At 61.3% G+C, this 17662-nt stretch carries 17 protein-coding genes, 6 tRNA genes and 1 rRNA gene; 1 reads left to right on the top strand and 23 read right to left on the bottom strand.

Features of this window, described 5'->3' with window-relative positions; all coding sequences use genetic code 11:
* Position 1 precedes the first annotated feature (1 nt).
* The 13 genes from hisB to PQG80_RS11495 form a co-directional block, all read right to left on the bottom strand.
* Positions 2–622, bottom strand: a complete 621-nt coding sequence (gene hisB / locus PQG80_RS11555) for an imidazoleglycerol-phosphate dehydratase HisB (RefSeq protein WP_271751481.1) — start codon at positions 620–622, stop codon at positions 2–4.
* Entirely contained in the window at positions 623–1912 is a 1290-nt protein-coding gene (hisD, locus tag PQG80_RS11550; protein ID WP_271751480.1) for a histidinol dehydrogenase, read from the bottom strand.
* 50 nt (positions 1913–1962) lie between these two features.
* Positions 1963–2607: an ATP phosphoribosyltransferase gene (gene hisG, locus PQG80_RS11545; RefSeq protein ID WP_271751479.1), complete on the bottom strand. Its 645-nt coding sequence runs from the start codon at positions 2605–2607 to the stop codon at positions 1963–1965.
* Complete coding sequence (locus PQG80_RS11540) at positions 2604–3839, bottom strand: ATP phosphoribosyltransferase regulatory subunit (protein ID WP_271751478.1); 1236 nt, start codon at positions 3837–3839, stop codon at positions 2604–2606. Before PQG80_RS11540 ends, hisG begins: the two co-directional genes overlap by 4 nt.
* Positions 3840–4132: 293 nt before the next feature.
* On the bottom strand, positions 4133–4642 hold the full coding sequence (locus tag PQG80_RS11535) for an acyltransferase (RefSeq protein ID WP_271751477.1): 510 nt from the start codon (positions 4640–4642) through the stop codon (positions 4133–4135).
* A gap of 3 nt (positions 4643–4645) precedes the next feature.
* Complete coding sequence (ppaX, locus tag PQG80_RS11530) at positions 4646–5320, bottom strand: pyrophosphatase PpaX (RefSeq protein ID WP_271751476.1); 675 nt, start codon at positions 5318–5320, stop codon at positions 4646–4648.
* Positions 5283–6410 (bottom strand): prolipoprotein diacylglyceryl transferase, encoded by a 1128-nt coding sequence (gene lgt / locus PQG80_RS11525; protein WP_271751475.1) that lies wholly within the window; start codon positions 6408–6410, stop codon positions 5283–5285. Before lgt ends, ppaX begins: the two co-directional genes overlap by 38 nt.
* Positions 6411–6459: 49 nt before the next feature.
* Positions 6460–7392: an HPr(Ser) kinase/phosphatase gene (hprK, locus tag PQG80_RS11520; protein WP_271751474.1), complete on the bottom strand. Its 933-nt coding sequence runs from the start codon at positions 7390–7392 to the stop codon at positions 6460–6462.
* 178 nt (positions 7393–7570) lie between these two features.
* Positions 7571–8677, bottom strand: coding sequence for an ABC transporter substrate-binding protein (locus PQG80_RS11515; RefSeq protein WP_271751473.1), 1107 nt, complete (start codon positions 8675–8677; stop codon positions 7571–7573).
* A 16-nt stretch (positions 8678–8693) separates the two neighbouring features.
* Positions 8694–9026 (bottom strand): 4Fe-4S dicluster domain-containing protein, encoded by a 333-nt coding sequence (locus tag PQG80_RS11510; RefSeq protein WP_271751472.1) that lies wholly within the window; start codon positions 9024–9026, stop codon positions 8694–8696.
* A complete protein-coding gene (locus PQG80_RS11505; RefSeq protein WP_271751470.1) occupies positions 9023–10627 on the bottom strand; it encodes an FAD-dependent oxidoreductase in 1605 nt (534 codons plus the stop codon). The genes PQG80_RS11510 and PQG80_RS11505 overlap by 4 nt, the downstream gene beginning before the upstream one ends.
* A 29-nt stretch (positions 10628–10656) precedes the next feature.
* Entirely contained in the window at positions 10657–11502 is an 846-nt protein-coding gene (locus PQG80_RS11500) for an ABC transporter permease (protein ID WP_271751469.1), read from the bottom strand.
* A 13-nt stretch (positions 11503–11515) separates the two neighbouring features.
* The gene (locus PQG80_RS11495; RefSeq protein ID WP_271751468.1) at positions 11516–12319 is read right to left on the bottom strand and encodes an ABC transporter permease; all 804 of its coding nucleotides are present in this window, start codon (positions 12317–12319) and stop codon (positions 11516–11518) included.
* Between the two features lie 204 nt (positions 12320–12523).
* On the opposite strand from PQG80_RS11495, the gene PQG80_RS11490 reads away from it, so the two are divergent.
* Complete coding sequence (locus tag PQG80_RS11490) at positions 12524–13300, top strand: ABC transporter ATP-binding protein (RefSeq protein WP_271751467.1); 777 nt, start codon at positions 12524–12526, stop codon at positions 13298–13300.
* A gap of 85 nt (positions 13301–13385) precedes the next feature.
* Here the strand turns inward: PQG80_RS11490 and PQG80_RS11485 are convergent, their stop codons facing one another.
* From PQG80_RS11485 to PQG80_RS11440, 10 genes are all read right to left on the bottom strand, one after another.
* Positions 13386–14507, bottom strand: coding sequence for an ABC transporter ATP-binding protein (locus tag PQG80_RS11485; protein ID WP_271751466.1), 1122 nt, complete (start codon positions 14505–14507; stop codon positions 13386–13388).
* 90 nt (positions 14508–14597) lie between these two features.
* Positions 14598–15695: a PucR family transcriptional regulator gene (locus PQG80_RS11480; protein WP_271751465.1), complete on the bottom strand. Its 1098-nt coding sequence runs from the start codon at positions 15693–15695 to the stop codon at positions 14598–14600.
* 72 nt (positions 15696–15767) lie between these two features.
* Positions 15768–16721 (bottom strand): MraY family glycosyltransferase, encoded by a 954-nt coding sequence (locus tag PQG80_RS11475; RefSeq protein WP_271751463.1) that lies wholly within the window; start codon positions 16719–16721, stop codon positions 15768–15770.
* Between the two features lie 129 nt (positions 16722–16850).
* Positions 16851–16926: transfer RNA gene (locus tag PQG80_RS11470), tRNA-Lys, on the bottom strand.
* An 8-nt stretch (positions 16927–16934) separates the two neighbouring features.
* Positions 16935–17019: transfer RNA gene (locus PQG80_RS11465), tRNA-Tyr, on the bottom strand.
* A gap of 62 nt (positions 17020–17081) precedes the next feature.
* Positions 17082–17157, bottom strand: a tRNA-Phe gene (locus PQG80_RS11460).
* 20 nt (positions 17158–17177) lie between these two features.
* Positions 17178–17254: transfer RNA gene (locus PQG80_RS11455), tRNA-Asp, on the bottom strand.
* A 15-nt stretch (positions 17255–17269) separates the two neighbouring features.
* Positions 17270–17345, bottom strand: a tRNA-Val gene (locus tag PQG80_RS11450).
* Positions 17346–17359: 14 nt separating this feature from the next.
* Positions 17360–17436, bottom strand: a tRNA-Met gene (locus PQG80_RS11445).
* A 141-nt stretch (positions 17437–17577) separates the two neighbouring features.
* Positions 17578–17662, bottom strand: a 23S ribosomal RNA gene (locus PQG80_RS11440); the annotation flags it as partial.

Below are 17662 nucleotides of genomic sequence, written 5' to 3'. Positions count from 1 at the left end.
CCTACAGCACTCCCTTCGTCGACGGCACGCCCTTCACGCGCGGGTCGATCTGCGTCGCTTCGTCCAGCGCGCGTCCCAGCGCCTTGAACACTGCCTCGATCATATGGTGCGTATTTTTGCCGTAGTGGACGATGACGTGCAGCGTGATCCGCGACTCCAGCGCCAGCTTCCACAGGAATTCATGCACGAGCTCCGTGCTGAAGCTGCCTACCGTCGGCGACGGGTACTCCGCGCGGTACTCGAAGTGCGGCCGGTTGCTCACGTCGACGATGACCTGCGCGAGCGCTTCGTCCATCGGCACGAACACGCTGGCATAGCGCTTGATGCCGGCTTTGTCGCCGAGCGCTTCCCGCAGCGTCTGCCCGAGGCAGATGCCGATGTCCTCCACCGTATGGTGGTCGTCGATGTCCACGTCCCCGCGGGCCTCGACCTTCAGGTCGAACTGGCCGTGCTTGGCGAACAGGTCGAGCATATGGTTGAGAAATGGAACGTCCGTCTCGAGGTTCACCTCGCCGGTGCCGTCCACGCCGAACGCCAGCTTAATGTCCGTCTCGTTCGTCGTGCGCGCGACCTCCGAGCGCCTAACGCCGGCCGCAGCCGCATTATTGTTGTCCTGTGCCATCTATTGATCTCCGCCTTCCTTGAAGCGAATTTCTACCGCTCTTGCATGGGCTTCCAAGCCTTCGTGCCGCGCCAGCGAGGCGATGCCTGCCGCGTCGCGGCGCAGCGCCTCCCGGCTGTACCGGATCAGGCTCGACTTCTTGACGAAGTCGTCCACGTTCAGCGGCGACGAGAACCTGGCCGTGCCGTTTGTAGGCAGGATGTGATTCGGTCCGGCAAAATAATCCCCGACGGGCTCCGAGCTGTACGGACCTAGGAAGATTGCGCCCGCGTTCTCGATCCGTCCCAGCAGATCGAGCGGGTCCGCGGTCATGATCTCCAGGTGCTCCGGCGCCAGCTTGTTCACGACGTCGATGCCCTCCGCGAGATCCGCGACCGTCAGGATCGCGCCGTAATCGGCGAGCGACCGCTCGGCGATCTCGCGCCGCGGCAGCGTCGCGACCTGCCGCGCGAGCTCCGCCTCGACCTCGCGCGCGAGCCGCTCCGACGGCGTCACGAGCATCGCCGACGCCATCTCGTCGTGCTCCGCCTGCGACAGCATGTCGGCGGCGACGAAGCGCGCATCCGCGCTCTCGTCGGCCAGCACGACGATCTCGCTCGGCCCGGCGATGCTGTCGATGTCGACGGCGCCGAATACGGCGCGCTTCGCCAGCGCCACGTAGATATTGCCGGGACCGCAGATCTTGTCCACGGCGGGGATGCTCTCCGTGCCGTAGGCCAGCGCGGCCACGGCCTGCGCGCCTCCGACCCGGTACATCTCGGTGACGCCCGCCTCGGCGGCGGCCACGAGAATATACGGGTCGATACCTTCGCGCCCGCCGGTCGCCGGCGGCGTCACCATGGCGATCTGCGGCACGCCCGCTACTTTGGCGGGCAGCACGTTCATGAGCACCGACGACGGATAAGCGGCCTTGCCGCCCGGTACGTACAAGCCTACCCGCGCGAGCGGGCGCAGCGACATGCCGAGCATCGTGCCGTCCGGCTGCACGTCGATCCACGACTGCCGCTTCTGCTTCTCGTGGAAGGCCGTCACGTTCGCCGCCGCGCGGCGGAGCGCGTCCAGAAATTCAGGCTCGACGCGATCGTATGCGGATTGGATCTCCGACTCCGTCACGCGCAATTGCGACGCATCCAGCCGCACGCGGTCGAACGTCTCGGTATACCGCAGCAGCGCAGCGTCCCCTTCCGCACGGACGGCCTTCACGATCTCGGCCACGGCCGCGTTTTGCTCCGGAGAGCCGTAGTCGCTCTCGCGCTCCAGCTTGAAGCCGCTCGCAGGTCCTTTGTACATGGCTTTTCCTCCCTGCCGTTGAATGAGTAATAGCGCGTCCGTTCTCCGGCTTAAGCCTGCGCGGCCGCCAGCGTATCGGACAGCCGGTCGCACAGCGCCTGGATGGCCGCGTTCTGCAACCGGTAGCTGACGCGGTTCGCGATCAGCCTGCTCGTCACCTGGAACAGCGACTCCATCTCGACGAGTCCGTTCTCCTGCAGCGTCTTGCCCGTTTCGACCATATCCACGATCCGATCGGCCAGGCCGATGAGCGGCGCCAGCTCGATCGAGCCATTAAGCTTGATGACCTCCACCTGCTGTCCGCGCTCGCGGAAGTACTGCGACGCCACCCTCGGATACTTGGTCGCCACGCGCGGATGGATGACCGGCTCCCAGTCCGGCAGACCGATGACCGACATCCGGCATCTGGCGATGCCCAGGTCGAGCAGCTCGTAGACGTCCTTGTTCTCCTCCATCAGCACGTCCTTGCCGACGATGCCGATATCCGCCACGCCGTATTCCACGTAAGTCGGCACGTCCACGGGCTTTGCCATGATGAACTCCATGTTCGCCTCCGGGACCGGTATGATGAGCCGCCGGGAGTCGTCGAAGTCCTCGGGAATCGGCAGACCCGCCTGCCTGAACAGCCTGCTCGCCTGCTTGTAGATGCGCCCCTTGGGCATCGCGACCTTAAGTACCGAACCGCCGTCCGTCATGCCGGGTCCCCTCCTTCTCCGCCGTCGAGCGTGATCACCCTGTCGTAAGCGGCGCCCCGATGCGCATAACGCCCGGTCTTCGACTCCGCCCTTCCTTCGTTCGCGGTCTCCAAGTCCCCGCTGCCGATCTGCCCGATGACCTCGGTCACGACCGCCAATCCCTCGGCGCGCAGTTCTGTCGCGGCCTCCAACGCTTCCCGCCTGCGGCCCGGCGCGTACCGGATCAGCGCGCGGACCTGCGCTTCCTGCCCGACCTGCGCGACCTCGAGCATGCGCGTTGTCTTCAGCGCGAAGCCCGTCGCGGGCGCCGGCCGGCCGAACTGCGCGAGCAGATTGTCGTACCGCCCTCCGCTGCATACCGGGAATCCGAGCTGCGAGGCGTAGCCCTCGAACGTCATCCCCGTATAATAGGAAAAGTCGCCGATCATCGTCAGGTCGATCAGCACATGCTCCTGCACGCCGTATGCGCCGAGCACGTCCCACATCTCGCATAGATGGCGGATCGCCTCCCGCGCGCCTTCGCTCACGCGAAGCTGCAGCGCCTGGTCGCACACTTCTTGTCCGCCGCGCAACCTCAGCAGCCCCTCGAGCTCGCCAAGCACGGGCTCCTCGAGGCGCAGCTCCCGGAGCACCGCCCGGTAGCCTACATAGTCGCGCTGCAGCAGACAATCCTTAAGGCGCTCCTGCGCCTCCGTACGGCCGGGCAGCGTATCGCCGAACAGCCCGTTCAGGAAGCCCACGTGTCCGACCGCCATCTTGAACGCGGGCACGCCGGCCGCCTTCAGCGAGGCGATCGCGAGCGCGATCACCTCCGCGTCGGCCTCGGGCGACGGATCGCCGATCAATTCGACGCCGGTCTGGAAGAACTCGGCTTCGCGGCCGGCCTCCTCCTCGAAGGCGCGGAACACGTTCGCATGGTAGCTGAGCCGCAGCGGGAACGGCTGTTCCTTGAGCAGCGAAGAAGCGACGCGCGCGATCGGCGCCGTAACGTCGGAGCGCAGCACGATGGTCGTGCCCCGCTGATTGAGCAGCTTGAACAGCTTCTGGTCCGAGGTCGCGCTCGCGACGCCTACCGTATCGTAATATTCGATCGTGGGGGTCAAGATCTGCTCATAACCCCAGCCTCGCATGCACGCCAGCACTTCATGCTCGATCCGCCGCAGCTTCGCGACCGCATGGGGCAGATAGTCCTTGACGCCGGTCGGCTTTTCGAAGCCTTTGGGTTTGGACACGGGAAGACACCTCGCTATAATGGAGCGGCCAAGCCGCTTTTACTTTAATACGTTAAAGCGATACCATGTTACCATGCTGCCAAATTAAAGATTAAGTTTCACTTTATCACGAACCTCCACGAGCGTCAAGATGGCCGCGGGCACGGTACAGGGCCTCGCGTCTTACGCCTCCGACAGCAAAAAAGAACCGGAGGCTGACATCGCGCCACCCCGGTTCCCGCTCCTGTCGGCTTTGCCCTTGTGCGTAGTACGTTCGTCCCCTGACCCGTTCACCCTGCGCATGTACGGCATCGCTAGACCTTCGTTTCCGCGGCCGCTTCGCCGCCGGCTCCCAGCTCGCGCAGCGGATTGCCGCCGACCCTGGCATGGGGCGGCACGTCCCGGTGCACGACCGAGCCGGCCGCGATCACGGCATGGTCCCCGATCGTCACGCCCGGCAGGATCGTCACGTTGGCGCCGATCATGACATGCGAGCCGATGACGATGTCGCCTAGCCGGTATTCCTTGATCAGATACTCGTGCGTTAGCAGCGTGGAGTTATAGCCGACGATACAGTTGTCCCCGATGGTGATCCGCTCGGGGAAGAAGACGTCCACCATGACCATCAGCGCGAAAGAAGTCTCCTTGCCCACCTTCATGCCGAGCACGCGGCGATAGATCCAATTCTTCACCGAGAGCTCCGGGCAGTATCGGGCGATCTGGATGAAGACGAAGTTCCGGACGGCCTTCAGCCTGGATACCGTACGGTACACCTGCCATAAAGCGTTGGGCCCTTCGACCGGGTACCGTTCGACCTTCCGCAAAGCTTATCCCTCCAACCCGCTAAGCGGCAGCAGCTCCCGCATGTCGTGAATGACGCGATGCGCGCCGGCCTCCCGCAGCGGAGCTTCGCCCTTGAGCGACCAGGAGACGCCCACGGCGAACGCGCCGGCGGCCAACGCCGAGCCGATGTCCACCGTGCTGTCGCCGACCATGATCGCGCGTTCCGGCGCGACGCCAAGCGCGCGCAGCGCCTTTTCGACCGGCTCCGGGTGCGGCTTGGCGTTCTCTACATCGTCCAGCGTCACGATCGTATCCATATAATCGTAAATGCCCAGCAGCTTGAGCGCCCGCTCCGTCGTCATGCGCATCTTGGTCGTGACGACGCCGAGCTTGATCCCGCCGCGCTTGAGCTCAGGGATGACTTCGATCACCCCGGGAAACAGCGACACCATGTCGTCATGGTGCTTAAGGTTGTACTCGCGGTACCCCGCGATCAGATCGTCGACCTGCTCGCGGCCCGAGAACTGTTGCAGCTGGGAGATCAGCGTCTGTCCCATGATCGGGATGATGTGCTCCCGCCCGAACTCGGGCGGGACGATGCCCTGCAGGCTGTATAAAAAAGATTGGATGATCAGCTCGTTCGTGTCGACGATCGTGCCGTCCAGGTCGAACAATACCGCTTCAATCGGGGTCCCTGTCTTGCTTTGTGTCTGACTCATCTGCAGTCTTCCTCTCTTCCTCCCGCGCGGCTGGCGCGGGATCTTGCGCGGACTCGGCGGTTGGCGCCGGTGCGACATGCGGTGAGACGGCTGCCGGGGCGGCGGCTGCGGCCGAGCTCGCCGGCGCCGCGTCCGGCGCGACCGCATCCGTCTGTTCCACGATCGGCAGCGGGTCCAGGTAACGCGTCCTGTCCGGATTCATCAAGCGACGGACGATGATCGCCACGATGCCCGCGATGACGAGCAGCAGCGCGAGCAGCTGCGAGCTGCGAACGTTGCCGTAGGCCGGATCCAGATCGCCTTGATCGCCGAACATCCATTTCATCGGCGTCCAGAGGCCGTTGATCAACGACGCCAGCCAGTCCGGACCCTTGAAGGCCAGGCTGTCCGTGCGCAGCGCCTCGATGAAGAAGCGGCCGACCGAATACCAGATCAGATAGGAGAAGAACATCTCCCCCACGCGCAAGAACCGCTGACGGCGCAGGATAAACAGGATAATCAGCCCGACTAGGCTCCACAGCGATTCGTACAGGAAGGTCGGATGATGATACGCGCCGGTCCCGGTCGTCGGGTCGACCACGTACATCTGCCTTACGATAAAGGCCGGAAGATGCAGCTCGTTGCTCAGATATGTACCGGTAACCTTTCCGCCGTAGGCCTCCTGGTTCACGAAGTTGCCCCAGCGGCCGATCATCTGGCCGGCCAGCAGCGAAGGCACGCAGATATCGACGATCCGCATGAACGTATATCCCTTGCTGCGGAAGTAGAAGTACCCGCATATGAACGCCCCGATCAGGGCGCCATAGATCGCGATGCCCCCGTTCCAGATCTGGATGATCTCGCCCGGGTGATCTTTATAGTAGTCCCACTTGAAGAGCACGTAATACAACCGGGCGCCGATAATGGCCGAAGGCACGCCGTACAGCATGAGGTCCAGGAAGAAGTCCGCGGAAAGCCCGAAGCGCTTGCCTTCCCAGATGGCGAGCAGCAGCCCGACGAGGGCGCCGGTGCCGAGTATCAGTCCGTACCAGTGCACGGGAATCGGGCCGAGGTTAAACGCAATCGATTCGAGCCGCATGGGCAGCAACATGAGTATCCTCCGTCTCTAACGCAACCGACCGGATGGCCGCGAGCGCGGTTTATTCGTTGTCTTCGTCGGCAATCGCTTCCGTCAGCTTGTTGGTGAATTGAAGGGCTGCATTGTAGCCCATCCGCTTGAGGCGGAAATTCATCGCGGCGACTTCCAGGATGACCGCAAGGTTCCGGCCTGGACGCACGGGGACCGTCACGAGCGGCACGTCGGTATCGATGATGCGCGTCGTCTCCTCGTCCAGTCCCAGACGGTCGTATTGCTTGTCCTGCTGCCAGTTCTCCAGCCGGATGACGAGACCGATCTGCTTGGTGTTGCGCACGGCGCCCGCCCCGAACAAGGTCATGACGTTCAGAATCCCGAGGCCTCTGATCTCCAGCAGATGCTGGATCAGGTCCGGCGCGCTGCCGTACAGGTAATTGTCCGCGGTCTGCCGGATCTCTACGGCATCGTCGGCCACGAGCCTGTGACCGCGCTTCACGAGCTCCAGCGCCGTCTCGCTCTTGCCGATGCCGCTGCCGCCCGTAATCAGCATGCCGACGCCGTACACGTCCACCAATACGCCGTGGATCGTCGTCGTGGGCGCCAGCTTTTTCTCCAGAAAATTCGTGATCCGGCTGAGCAGCGTGGTCGTCGCCGTCGTGGAGCGGAGCACCGGCAGCTGACGCTCCTCGGCGACTACGATCAGCTCCTCCGGCGCGTCCAGCCCGCGCGTGATGATGATGCACGGCGTCTCTTCGGCGCAGATGTGGCGCATCCGCTCCAGACGTTCCTCGGAGGTCAGCTTCTCGAGAAACGCCAGTTCCGTCTTGCCCAGGATCTGCGTCCGATCCGCGGGATAATAATCGTAATAGCCCGCCATCTCCAGGCCGGGCCGGTTCAAGTCATCGGTCACGATCGTACGCCGCATGCCTTCCGAGCCGGCGACGACCTCGAGTTGAAATTGCTGCACGAGCTCGGATACCTTTACTTTTTTAGCCATCGTACAGCTCCCTTCAACGCTCTCTTCATCTTTCTCATCGTATCTAAAATAAGCGCGGAAATCAATGTAAACCGCGGCGGCGCGGGCCGTCCGCGGCTTGAATCGCGATGCGCCCGGCGCTTCCTTCATATAAAAAGCCGGCGCTCTCGGAGGAGAGGCCGGCTTGGCCAAGCATTCGTTATTCGGCTTTCAGCACCCAGTCGCCGATGGCGAAGTCTTTTTTGGCGATCTTCTCCTCGACCAGGAAGTTCTTCGTACCCTCGATCAGCGAGAGTCCTTCTTCCGTAAACGCCGTATCCTTGATGTCCTCGATCGGACTCAGCTTCTTGACGTTCTCGACCGTCGTCTTCTGGATGCTCGCGATAAATTCGTAGTACTCGTCGGGGTGCTCCTTCAGGTCGGCCAGCGCCTTTTCGCGCGCGGCGTTCCATACCTTGGGGAAGTCCGGGAACTTCTTCAGGAATTCTTCGGAAGCCACCGTCGCGCTCGTGCCGAGCAGTTCGGGATGATCCGAGGAAATATCCAGCTGCGGATAGCCGTTCGCGAGCGAAGTCAGCGCGTTCACGCCCGTGTTGGTCATCGCGTCCACGCTGCCGTTCGCGAGCGCCGCCTGCGCGTCGGGGATGAGCATATGGACGAGCTTGTAATCGGTCACGCCCGCGTCCTTCAGCAGACCCACCACGTAGCGGTGCATGAAGGAGCCCTTCTGGATGGCGATCGTCTTGCCTTTCAGGTCCTGCAGCGTCTTGGGGCCGTCCTTCTTGGCGATGACATAACCGATGATACGAGTGCCCGTCTGCGTAATGAGGCGCGTCTTCGCGCCGCCGGCGCGGGCGATGATCGCCGGCGTGTCGCCGAGGCTGCCGAAGTCCAGGCGTCCGCTGATGAGGGACTCGGTCTGGTCCGGACCGTTGGGGAAGCCGGCGAGCTTCACTTCCTTGACGCCGTACTTCTTCAGCTCTTCCTGGATGATGCCTTTGTAAAAACCCCAGCCTTCCGCGCCCGTCGCCTGGTTCTGATCGTTCAAGCCGATGTAGCCGTAGTTGATAACCTCCGGTACGTTCCGTTCCGGCTCCGCAGCGGACGCCGCTCCGGAAGGAGAAGCCGCTCCGGATGATTCCGCCGGCGCGGAAGACGACGATGCCGCCTGCGATGATGCGCCGCCTTCGTCGTTCTGGCTGCCGCAGCCCTGCAGCGCGAGCATGAGCGCCACGACGACCGACAGCAGCGCCAACGTCCAATTGCGCGCGCCGCCCCCCTCAATCCTTCTATCTCTCCGTCCCATCTCCGATTGCTCCTCTCTAGAATCCCGCTCTCCGGGACAGCTGGTACATGAATTGATGTTTGGCCACGGGGACGCGCCCCTTGCCCCATCCTACTTTCTCGCGGTACCCGCCAAGCAGGCCCTGGCGCTCGAGCTCTTCTTCGGTGACGCCCATGACGCCCTCCGAGTCCGGAGATACGTAGAGCGCGTCGACCGGGCAGTACAGCTCGCACATGAAGCAGGTCTGGCAGTCATCCTGTCTCGCGATGACGGGGATGCCGTCTTCGCCGCGGTCGAACACGTTCGTCGGGCAGACCGAGACGCATTGGTTGCATGATACGCACCTGGACTCGCTGACGATCTCGATCATACCGGCACACGCTCCTTTGCCACTTCGTCGCTCCTGACCCACACCTGGTCCAAGCCGCCGCTGATCAGACGGTGGTGCTGGCCCGCATCGCCTGCCGGGTAGTCTTCGCGCTTGTGCATGCCTCGCGTCTCGGTGCGGGCCAGCGCCGAATGATACATCCACCGCGAAGTCGCCGTCATCGCGGCGGCCTCGCGCGCCTTCACGCCTTCGGCCGAACGGCTCGCGCCTGCTTCGCGCTGGCGCCGCCACAGATCGTCGAGTCTGACGAGCGACTCTCCGAGCCCCTTTTCCGTGCGGAACAGATTGCGGTCGTACGGCTTCACCTCGTCCTGCACGGCCCGCACGTATTCCTCCGTGCGCGCGGCGGCGCCGGTCTCCCTGCGCTCGGTCAGCGATTGCGAGGACAATCCCTTCAAGCTGCGATTCGCGGCGGTCCCGCCGAGCTTCAGCGCATACGCAGCCGCGCCTTCGCCGGCGAACGAGCCCGAGGACATGGCCCATGCCGCATTGTGGCTGCCGCCGCCGGTGAAGCCGCCGCAGATCAGCTCGCGGGTCGCGGCGTCGCCTGCCGCATAGAGACCCGGCGCGCTCGTGGCGCAGTTCTCGTCCACGATGCGGATGCCGCCCGTGCCGCGGACCGTGCCCTCCAGGCGCAGCGTGACCGGGAACAGGTCGTTGAACGGATCGATGCCGCGTCGGTCGAACGGCAAGAAGAAGTTCGTCTGCGCCACGCGCAGCAGCGGCTTCAAGTCCTCCGGCGCCTGGTCGAGCTTCGCGTAGACTTGCCTGCCCTGCAGCAGGTTGCGCGCGATGACCGAGCGCCCTCTTTTCGAGCCCGCGCCCTCAACGACCGTACCGTCCTCGTAATAAAAGCTCGCATAGCTGTAGTAGGCCGTCTTCGTAACGGAGGAGAACGTCGGGCAGATCGCGTAGGCGTTCGAGAACTCCATGCCGGACATCTCCGCTCCCGCCTCCGCGGCGAACAGGTACCCGTCTCCCGTCAGCACGTTGCAGCCCAGCGCGCGGCTGAGGAATGCGCATCCGCCCGTGGCGATTACTACGGCTCCCGCGCGGATCTCCCAAGTATCGCCGGTCTGCGTGTTCACGCCGGCAGCTCCGCCCACGCCATGTTCGTCGGCGAGCAGCTCCAGAACGGGACTGTGATCCAGTATTTTGACGCCGGCACGCTGAACCAGCTTCCTCATGAGCCGCATGTACTCCGGTCCTTGCAGTCCGCGCTTGTACGGATTGCCGTTCTCGTCGACGGGGAACGGATAACCGAGATTGCCGAGCTTGTTCATGTTCTCGTACGTGCGGTCGAGCACGCGATCCATCCAGCGATGCTCCGCCAATTGACCGCCCATCGCATAACGGCTGGCCTTGGCCTCTTCGCGTTTGGCCTGGTCGGGCTCGACGTACCAGACCCCCGTGCCCGAAGGGGCGGTCGCTCCGCTGGACCCGCAGTAGCCCTTGTCGACCAGCGTGACCTTCGCGCCTTTGGATGCCGCCGATATGGCCGCCCAGGTCCCGGCGGGTCCCCCGCCGATTACCAGTACGTCCGTCGTTAATGCGATCGATGCGCTTGCCGCTGCGTTTGTCATGATTACTCCTCCTTTAAGCTTGTGTATGCTTAGCCCTTGTAGCCGTCTTGCCAATGAAGCGCGCGCCGTTCGGTCGCCTTGACGGCCGAATCCAACAGCTTGCCTACGACCGCGAAGATAAGGATGCCGACAAAGATGACTTCCGGATGGCCGTTCTGCTTGGCCTCGTTGATAAGGAATCCGATCCCCGAGGTAGAACCGATCAACTCGGCCACGACCAGTCCGATCCAGGATACCGCGAGCGAAGTGCGAAGCCCGAGTAGAATCTGAGGCATAGCCGCGGGCAGGATAAGCCTCGAGATCCTTTTGTAACCGCTGAAGTCGAGCGTGCGCGATACCTCGAACAGCTTGTTGTCCACTTGGCGGATGCCCAGAAAGGTATTGATATAAAGCGGGAAAAACGAGCCTGCCGCAATAATGACCACCTTCGAGACCTCTCCGAATCCGAACCACAGGATGATGAGCGGCGCGATCGCCAGGTGCGGGACGAGCCTTAGCACTTGCGCGCTCGGATCGATCAGGTACTCCGCCCGCCGGAACAAGCCCGTCAGGATGCCGAGCGCCAATCCCAAGCCGCCTCCGATCGCAAAGCCGGCTCCCGCTCTCCGCAAGCTGTCCCCTAGGTGATGGAGCAGTCCTCCGTTCGCCGCCAAGTCCGCGAACGATGCCGCGATCGCGGTCGGCGCCGGCAGGAATTCCGGAGAGATCCATCCCATGCTGCCCGCTGCCTGCCAGATGGCGATCGCCGCGATCGGCACGATCCAGCCCGCCGCGATGTCCGCCAGCGCCGCCCGGATCTTACCCGCGCTGCCCCGGAGGCGTTGCGGCCTTACCTTTTCCGCCGGCGCTATCCATGCTTCTGCCCTCTCGCTCATCGTCTTCGCCTCCTTATCCTCTGTAGGTGTCTTTCCAACGGACGATTCTGCTTTCCATCAGCCGCACCGCCGTGTCCGAGGCCAGCCCGGCCGCCGCGAATACGAATATGCCGACGAATACGACCGGCGTGTCCGCGAACTGCCGCGCATCCGATATCATGTAGCCGATGCCCGACGTAGAGGCGATCAGCTCGGCGACCACCAACCCCAGCCAAGACAGTCCGAGCGACAATCGGACGCCGAGCAGGATGTTCGGTATGGCGGCGGGAATGACCAGTCGCACGATTTGCTTAAACCGGTTGAACCCGAGGACGCGGCTGACTTCGAAGAGCTTGTTGTCGACGTATCGGATGCCGAGGAACGTATTGATATAGAGCGGGAAAAACGCGGCTTTGGCGATCAGCAGCACCTTCGATTCTTCGCCGATGCCGAACCAGAGAATAAATAGGGGGACGACTGCCAGACTCGGAACCATGCGGATCATCTGAATCGTCGGGTCCAGCAGCTTCTCCGACCGGCGGAACAAGCCGACCATAATCCCGAACGCGAGCCCCAAGCCGCCTCCGATCAGGAAGCCGGAAAAAGCGCGGATCGCGCTGATCCGAAAGTTCGCCCACAAATCGCCGGAAGCGGCCAGGTCGGCGAAGGATCCTGCAATGACCGTCGGCGGAGGAAACATCAGCTCCGATAGATATCCCCATTCTGCCAACACCTGCCAGGCCGTTATTACTGTTGCCGGAAGCAGCAGCCCCAGACCGATAAGCTCCCAGCGGCCCGGCACCCCCTCCTCGCGCGCAGCGGTCATTCGACTTGCCATCCACATCCCTCCATGCCGTTTAACTGGAACGCCTTGCATTTAACTTGTTGCCCAGATTATAACCACCACAATTCCTAGCTGTAAAATAGGAATTATCTATCGATGACTTCATTGACATGGGAACGCCTGGATGATACGGTTAACTTATTATTCTCATCGACTTTGTATGATTTAGATCATTCTTCGCTTGGGGAGGCGTTCGTTTTGGGGAATGTCCTACTGGAGATTGCTAATTTAAGCAAACAGTTCGTGGGCGCCAAAGGTACCGTTACGGCATTGCGGAATGTGGATCTATCCGTTGAAGAAGGAGAGTTCGTAACGGTAATCGGTCCGAGCGGTTGCGGCAAGAGCACGCTGCTCCGTATCGTGGCGGGTCTCGATACGCAGTATACCGGGACCGTCCGGCTGAACGGCGCGCCGATCCTGAAGCCCGGGATCGACAAAGGCTTCATTTTCCAGGAGCATCGCCTGTTCCCTTGGTTGACCGTCGAGAAAAACATCGCCTCCGATCTGTCGCTAAGCGATAAAGATGTACGCCGCCGGGTCGACGAGCTCATCGAGCTCGTCCGTCTGCAAGGCTTTGAGAAGGCCTATCCCCGCGAGCTGTCGGGAGGCATGGCGCAGCGGGTATCCATCGCCAGGGCGCTGCTCCGGCAGCCGAAGATCTTGCTTCTCGACGAGCCTTTCGGCGCTTTGGACGCCTTCACGCGCGCGCATATGCAAGAGGTGCTGCTCGAGATCTGGCGCAACAACAAGACGACGATGATTTTCGTGACGCACGACATCGACGAAGCGATCTTTCTGGCAGATCGCGTCGTGATCCTCAAACCTCGTCCCGGCGAGATCAGCACGATCGTTCCCGTGGAGCTGGCTTATCCGCGCAAGAAGACGGGCGTTGACTTTCAAGCGCTCCGTCTCCGCGTGCTAAGCCAATTTGAATCGGGAGAAGCGTTTCAATTCGCAGACGGCGCGGGCATCTAATCCCGCGCATGAAAAAAGAGGCCTGGCTTCCGACCCCGTAGGGTGGAATGCCAGGCCTCTTATTAATTATCGATGATAACTTGGATTAAGCTTCGAGAATGTTCAGCTCGGTATCCTTGTCGAACAGATGGATCTTGTTCATATCGACCGCGAGCTTGATGTTTTGGCCTTCTTGCAGCTGGGAACGGCCGTCGACGCGAGCGATGACGTTGTCCTTGCCCAGTCCGTTCAGGTACAGGAACATCTCGTGGCCGAGGTTCTCGGAAACTTCGATGCTGGCGCTGATGACGGAGTTCGGCGAAGCTTCGATAAAGACCGGCTCTTCGTGCAGATCCTCAGGACGGATGCCGATGATCATCTCGCGGCCGATGTAGCCCTTGTCGCGAAGAAGTTGTGCCTTGCCAGCCGGAACGACGACGTTGAAGCCCGTTGCCTTGAAGCGAACGGCGCCGCCTTCTTCAGTCAGTTGGCCCGTGATGAAGTTCATCGCAGGAGCGCCGATGAAGCCTGCTACGAACAGGTTAACCGGGTGGTTGTAGAGCTCATCCGGCGTAGCTGCTTGTTGAATGAAGCCGTCCTTCATAACGACGATACGGTCGCCCATCGTCATAGCTTCCGTCTGGTCATGGGTTACGTAGATGCAAGTCGTCTCAAGACGCTTCATCAGCTTGGAAATGTTAGCCCGCATCTGCGTACGCAGCTTGGCGTCGAGGTTCGACAGCGGTTCGTCCATCAGGAACACTTGCGGTTCGCGGACGATAGCGCGACCCAGGGCGACACGTTGGCGTTGACCGCCGGAGAGCGCCTTCGGCTTGCGCTCGAGCAGGTGCTCGATCTCGAGCGTGCGCGCAGCTTCGCGAACGCGGCGATCGATCTCGTCCTTGCGGAACTTGCGGAGCTTGAGGCCGAATGCCATGTTCTGGTATACGTTCATGTGCGGGTACAGCGCGTAGGACTGGAATACCATCGCGATATCGCGGTCCTTCGGTGCAACGTCGTTTACGACGCGGTCGCCGATGTACAGCTTGCCTTCGGAGATCTCTTCCAGACCGGCGATCATACGCAGCGTCGTCGACTTGCCGCAGCCGGACGGTCCGACCAGCACGAGGAATTCTTTGTCTTGGATGTCGAGATTAAAGTCGGTTACCGATGCTTTGTCGGAACCCGGATATTTTTTGTATACATGCTCTAAACGTACGCCTGCCATTGGAAAGTTCCCCCTAACGCTTCGTTTAAGGTACGTTCTTATCTTACCTTAGACCGTGACGACTGACTATGCACAATCCGTACAAAAAATTCATTTCCTTTTCGTAACTTTGTACAATAGCATCAGCAGACGCACCAAAATGGCATCATTAAAGGAGCGGACGTCCAAGCCCGCCTCCTGCTTCAGCTTATCCAGCCGGTACAGCAGCGTGTTGCGGTGAATGAACAGGCGCTTCGCCGTCTCGCTTACGTTGCAGTCCATCGCGAAGAAGGCATCGAGCGTCGAGACCGTCTCCGGGTCCGTGAACAGATCCTGGCGTCCGGACATCTCGTCCATGAATCGCGAGCGGACGGGCTCCGGAATTCCGCTTAGCAGACGCTCCAGATGGACGAGCCAAGGCATATGCACATGCATCCCCACGTGGAACTTGCGCCCGAGATAGACCGTTTCCCTCAGCGTAGCCACCGCATAGGCCAGGCTCTCCGTCGGAATGATCGGTTCCCCGACCGCCACATGGCAATCTCCGCCCCATTCCTCGGTTATCATCTGGTGCAGTCCCGTCGCCAGGGAGACGAGCGCCTCCTTGGTCTCGCCACGCTCGATCATATCTCCCTCGTTTGTCTCGACCTCCGCGAGCAACCTGTCCGTGCCCAGGATCAGCCATTCTCTCTCCCTAAGCGGGATAAGCAGCATATCGTCCGATAGATAAGAGCGCAGCACTTTTTCCAGTTCGCCGTAGGATGGTTCCCGGTTCTCCGCTTGTTCGCTCATCAGCAAAAAAGGAATCATCCCGTCGAACAGCCGGTGATGCAGTTCAAACCGCTCCGGGATCTCCGCGCGCCATTCGCCGGCGTCGATCGACTGCTGCAGCCACTCGCCCAATCTGCGGGCCTGCCGCTCGAGTTCGGATGCGCTGGCGCTGCCAGGCTTCATCATGGAGCCCTGCTTCGCCAGCCACCCGAGCAGTTCCTTCTCGAGCTGGGTCAGTTCCGCTTGCGTTCGCAGAATCTGCAGCTGATGGTTGTCCGCCTTGGTCACGAGCAGGAAACGCCCGTTGAGCTGAAGCTGGTCCCCCGCCTCCGGAAGCTTGGCGCCGCCCGACTCGATCCATTGTGCCTTGGTCATGGTGTCGAGTTCTACAGGCGCGTTCATCAATTGCTGCAATTGTTGAAGCCTCGAATTGTTCATTCTGCGAGCCCCTTGTCTGCCTGGCGTTAGCCACATTGTACCACATCGGTTCGCGGCCGGGCCAAGCCGGGGTCAGCGGGGATGCAGCAAGAGGAGCACGACGACCGACAACAGCGCGAATACGGCTGCGATGAGGTACAGAAACGAGACCGTCTGGACCTGTGACAGCCCCCATTTCATTAAACTGTGATGCGTGTGCAGGTTGTCCGCTTGATGCAGGCCCTTCCCCTTCAGCAAGCGCCGGGAGAAGACGATCGCCGTATCGAGGATGGGGACGCCTAGCGCGAGCAGCGGCACGAGCAGCGACAGGAACGTCGCGCCCTTCAATGTCCCGTCCATCGCGATCACCGCCAGCATGTAGCCGAGAAACGTCGCTCCCGCGTCTCCCATAAAGATACGGGCCGGGTGGAAATTATATGCCAGAAAAGCCAGGCAAGATCCGGCGATGGCCAGCGCGGCAAGCGCGGTCGTCTCTTGATGTCCCACGATCGAGGCGACGAATAGCGTCAGTGCCGAGATGACGGATATCCCCGACGCCAGCCCGTCGACGCCATCGATAAAGTTCATCATATTAATGAGCGCGAATACCCAGAGCATAGTGAACAGGATGCTCCAGCCATCGCTAAACAGAATCATCGACGAAGCCGAAGGCGCGGACACGCCCTGGATGGCGATGCCGTACGCATACGGAATGTACGATACCAACGTATAGAGGATCAGGCGGGGCCAGACGGGAAAGTCCTTACCTCTGGACTTGAACGCGTCATCCGCCAAGCCAATCAGCACTAAGAGCGCTCCGCCGGTCGCGATCGTTCTGAACAATGCGGCATGATTCAAAAAAACGGCGGATGTGACGATCACGCCTGCATAGATGGCAACCCCGCCGCTTAACGGAATCGGGGCCTTATGTATTTTGCGCACGGTGGGACGATCGACGAAGCCGATCTTTAGCGCCAGCGCCCGTACGAGGGGGACTAGAACCATCACGCATATAAAGGCGAGCGCGAACGCGTACATATATCTCATGCCGATTGCCTCCGACTTGACGGGATGCGATTAACGTTCCCTTCGGAGCGCTCCATTCATTCGGGGAAATGACAAATAGGCCGGATACGCAAAAAAACAGACGACAATGCGTCTGCTTGACTTTACAAATGGTGAGCCATGAAGGACTCGAACCTTCGACACCCTGATTAAAAGTCAGGTGCTCTACCAACTGAGCTAATGGCTCGGGAAAACTGGTGGAGGCTGATGGAGTCGAACCACCGAACCCAGAGGGAGCAGATTTACAGTCTGCCGCGTTTGGCCACTTCGCTAAGCCTCCACGTTATGAACCCGATCCCCGGTAGCTTGCACACCCGTTGGCTTGCATATACCGGAAATAAATGGTGGCTCGGGACGGAATCGAACCGCCGACACGAGGATTTTCAGTCCTCTGCTCTACCAACTGAGCTACCGAGCCGTAAAGATTGCCATTAAAAATGGCGGAGCTGACGGGATTCGAACCCGCGGTCTCCTGCGTGACAGGCAGGCATGTTAGGCCTCTACACCACAGCTCCATGTGGTTAAATCAATGGTGGAGGCTGAGGGGATCGAACCCCCGACCCTCTGCTTGTAAGGCAGATGCTCTCCCGGCTGAGCTAAGCCTCCACGGGATAAAGGTATGGTAGCGGCAGAGGGGATCGAACCCCCGACCTTTCGGGTATGAACCGAACGCTCTAGCCAGCTGAGCTACGCCGCCACGCCACTTTGCGACCGGAGCTTGTCCGGCACGCTTTGTTTACAGAGCTTGCGCCCTGAAAACCGGATGCGAAACGCATATGCGCTTAGAAATTCTCATTGCCTGTGCGGCTTGCCGTTTGGTCTGCTCGTAAGCAAACCGTAGGATAAGCCCTCGACCGATTAGTACTCGTCAGCTACACCCATTACTGAGCTTACACCCCGAGCCTATCAACCTCGTGTTCTCC

The organism is Cohnella rhizoplanae, from assembly GCF_948329515.1.
In the GTDB taxonomy this organism is placed as follows: domain Bacteria; phylum Bacillota; class Bacilli; order Paenibacillales; family Paenibacillaceae; genus Cohnella; species Cohnella rhizoplanae.
The sequence above is the reverse complement of the archived record's forward strand: the minus strand, read 5'-3'. Positions and strand labels throughout refer to the sequence as shown.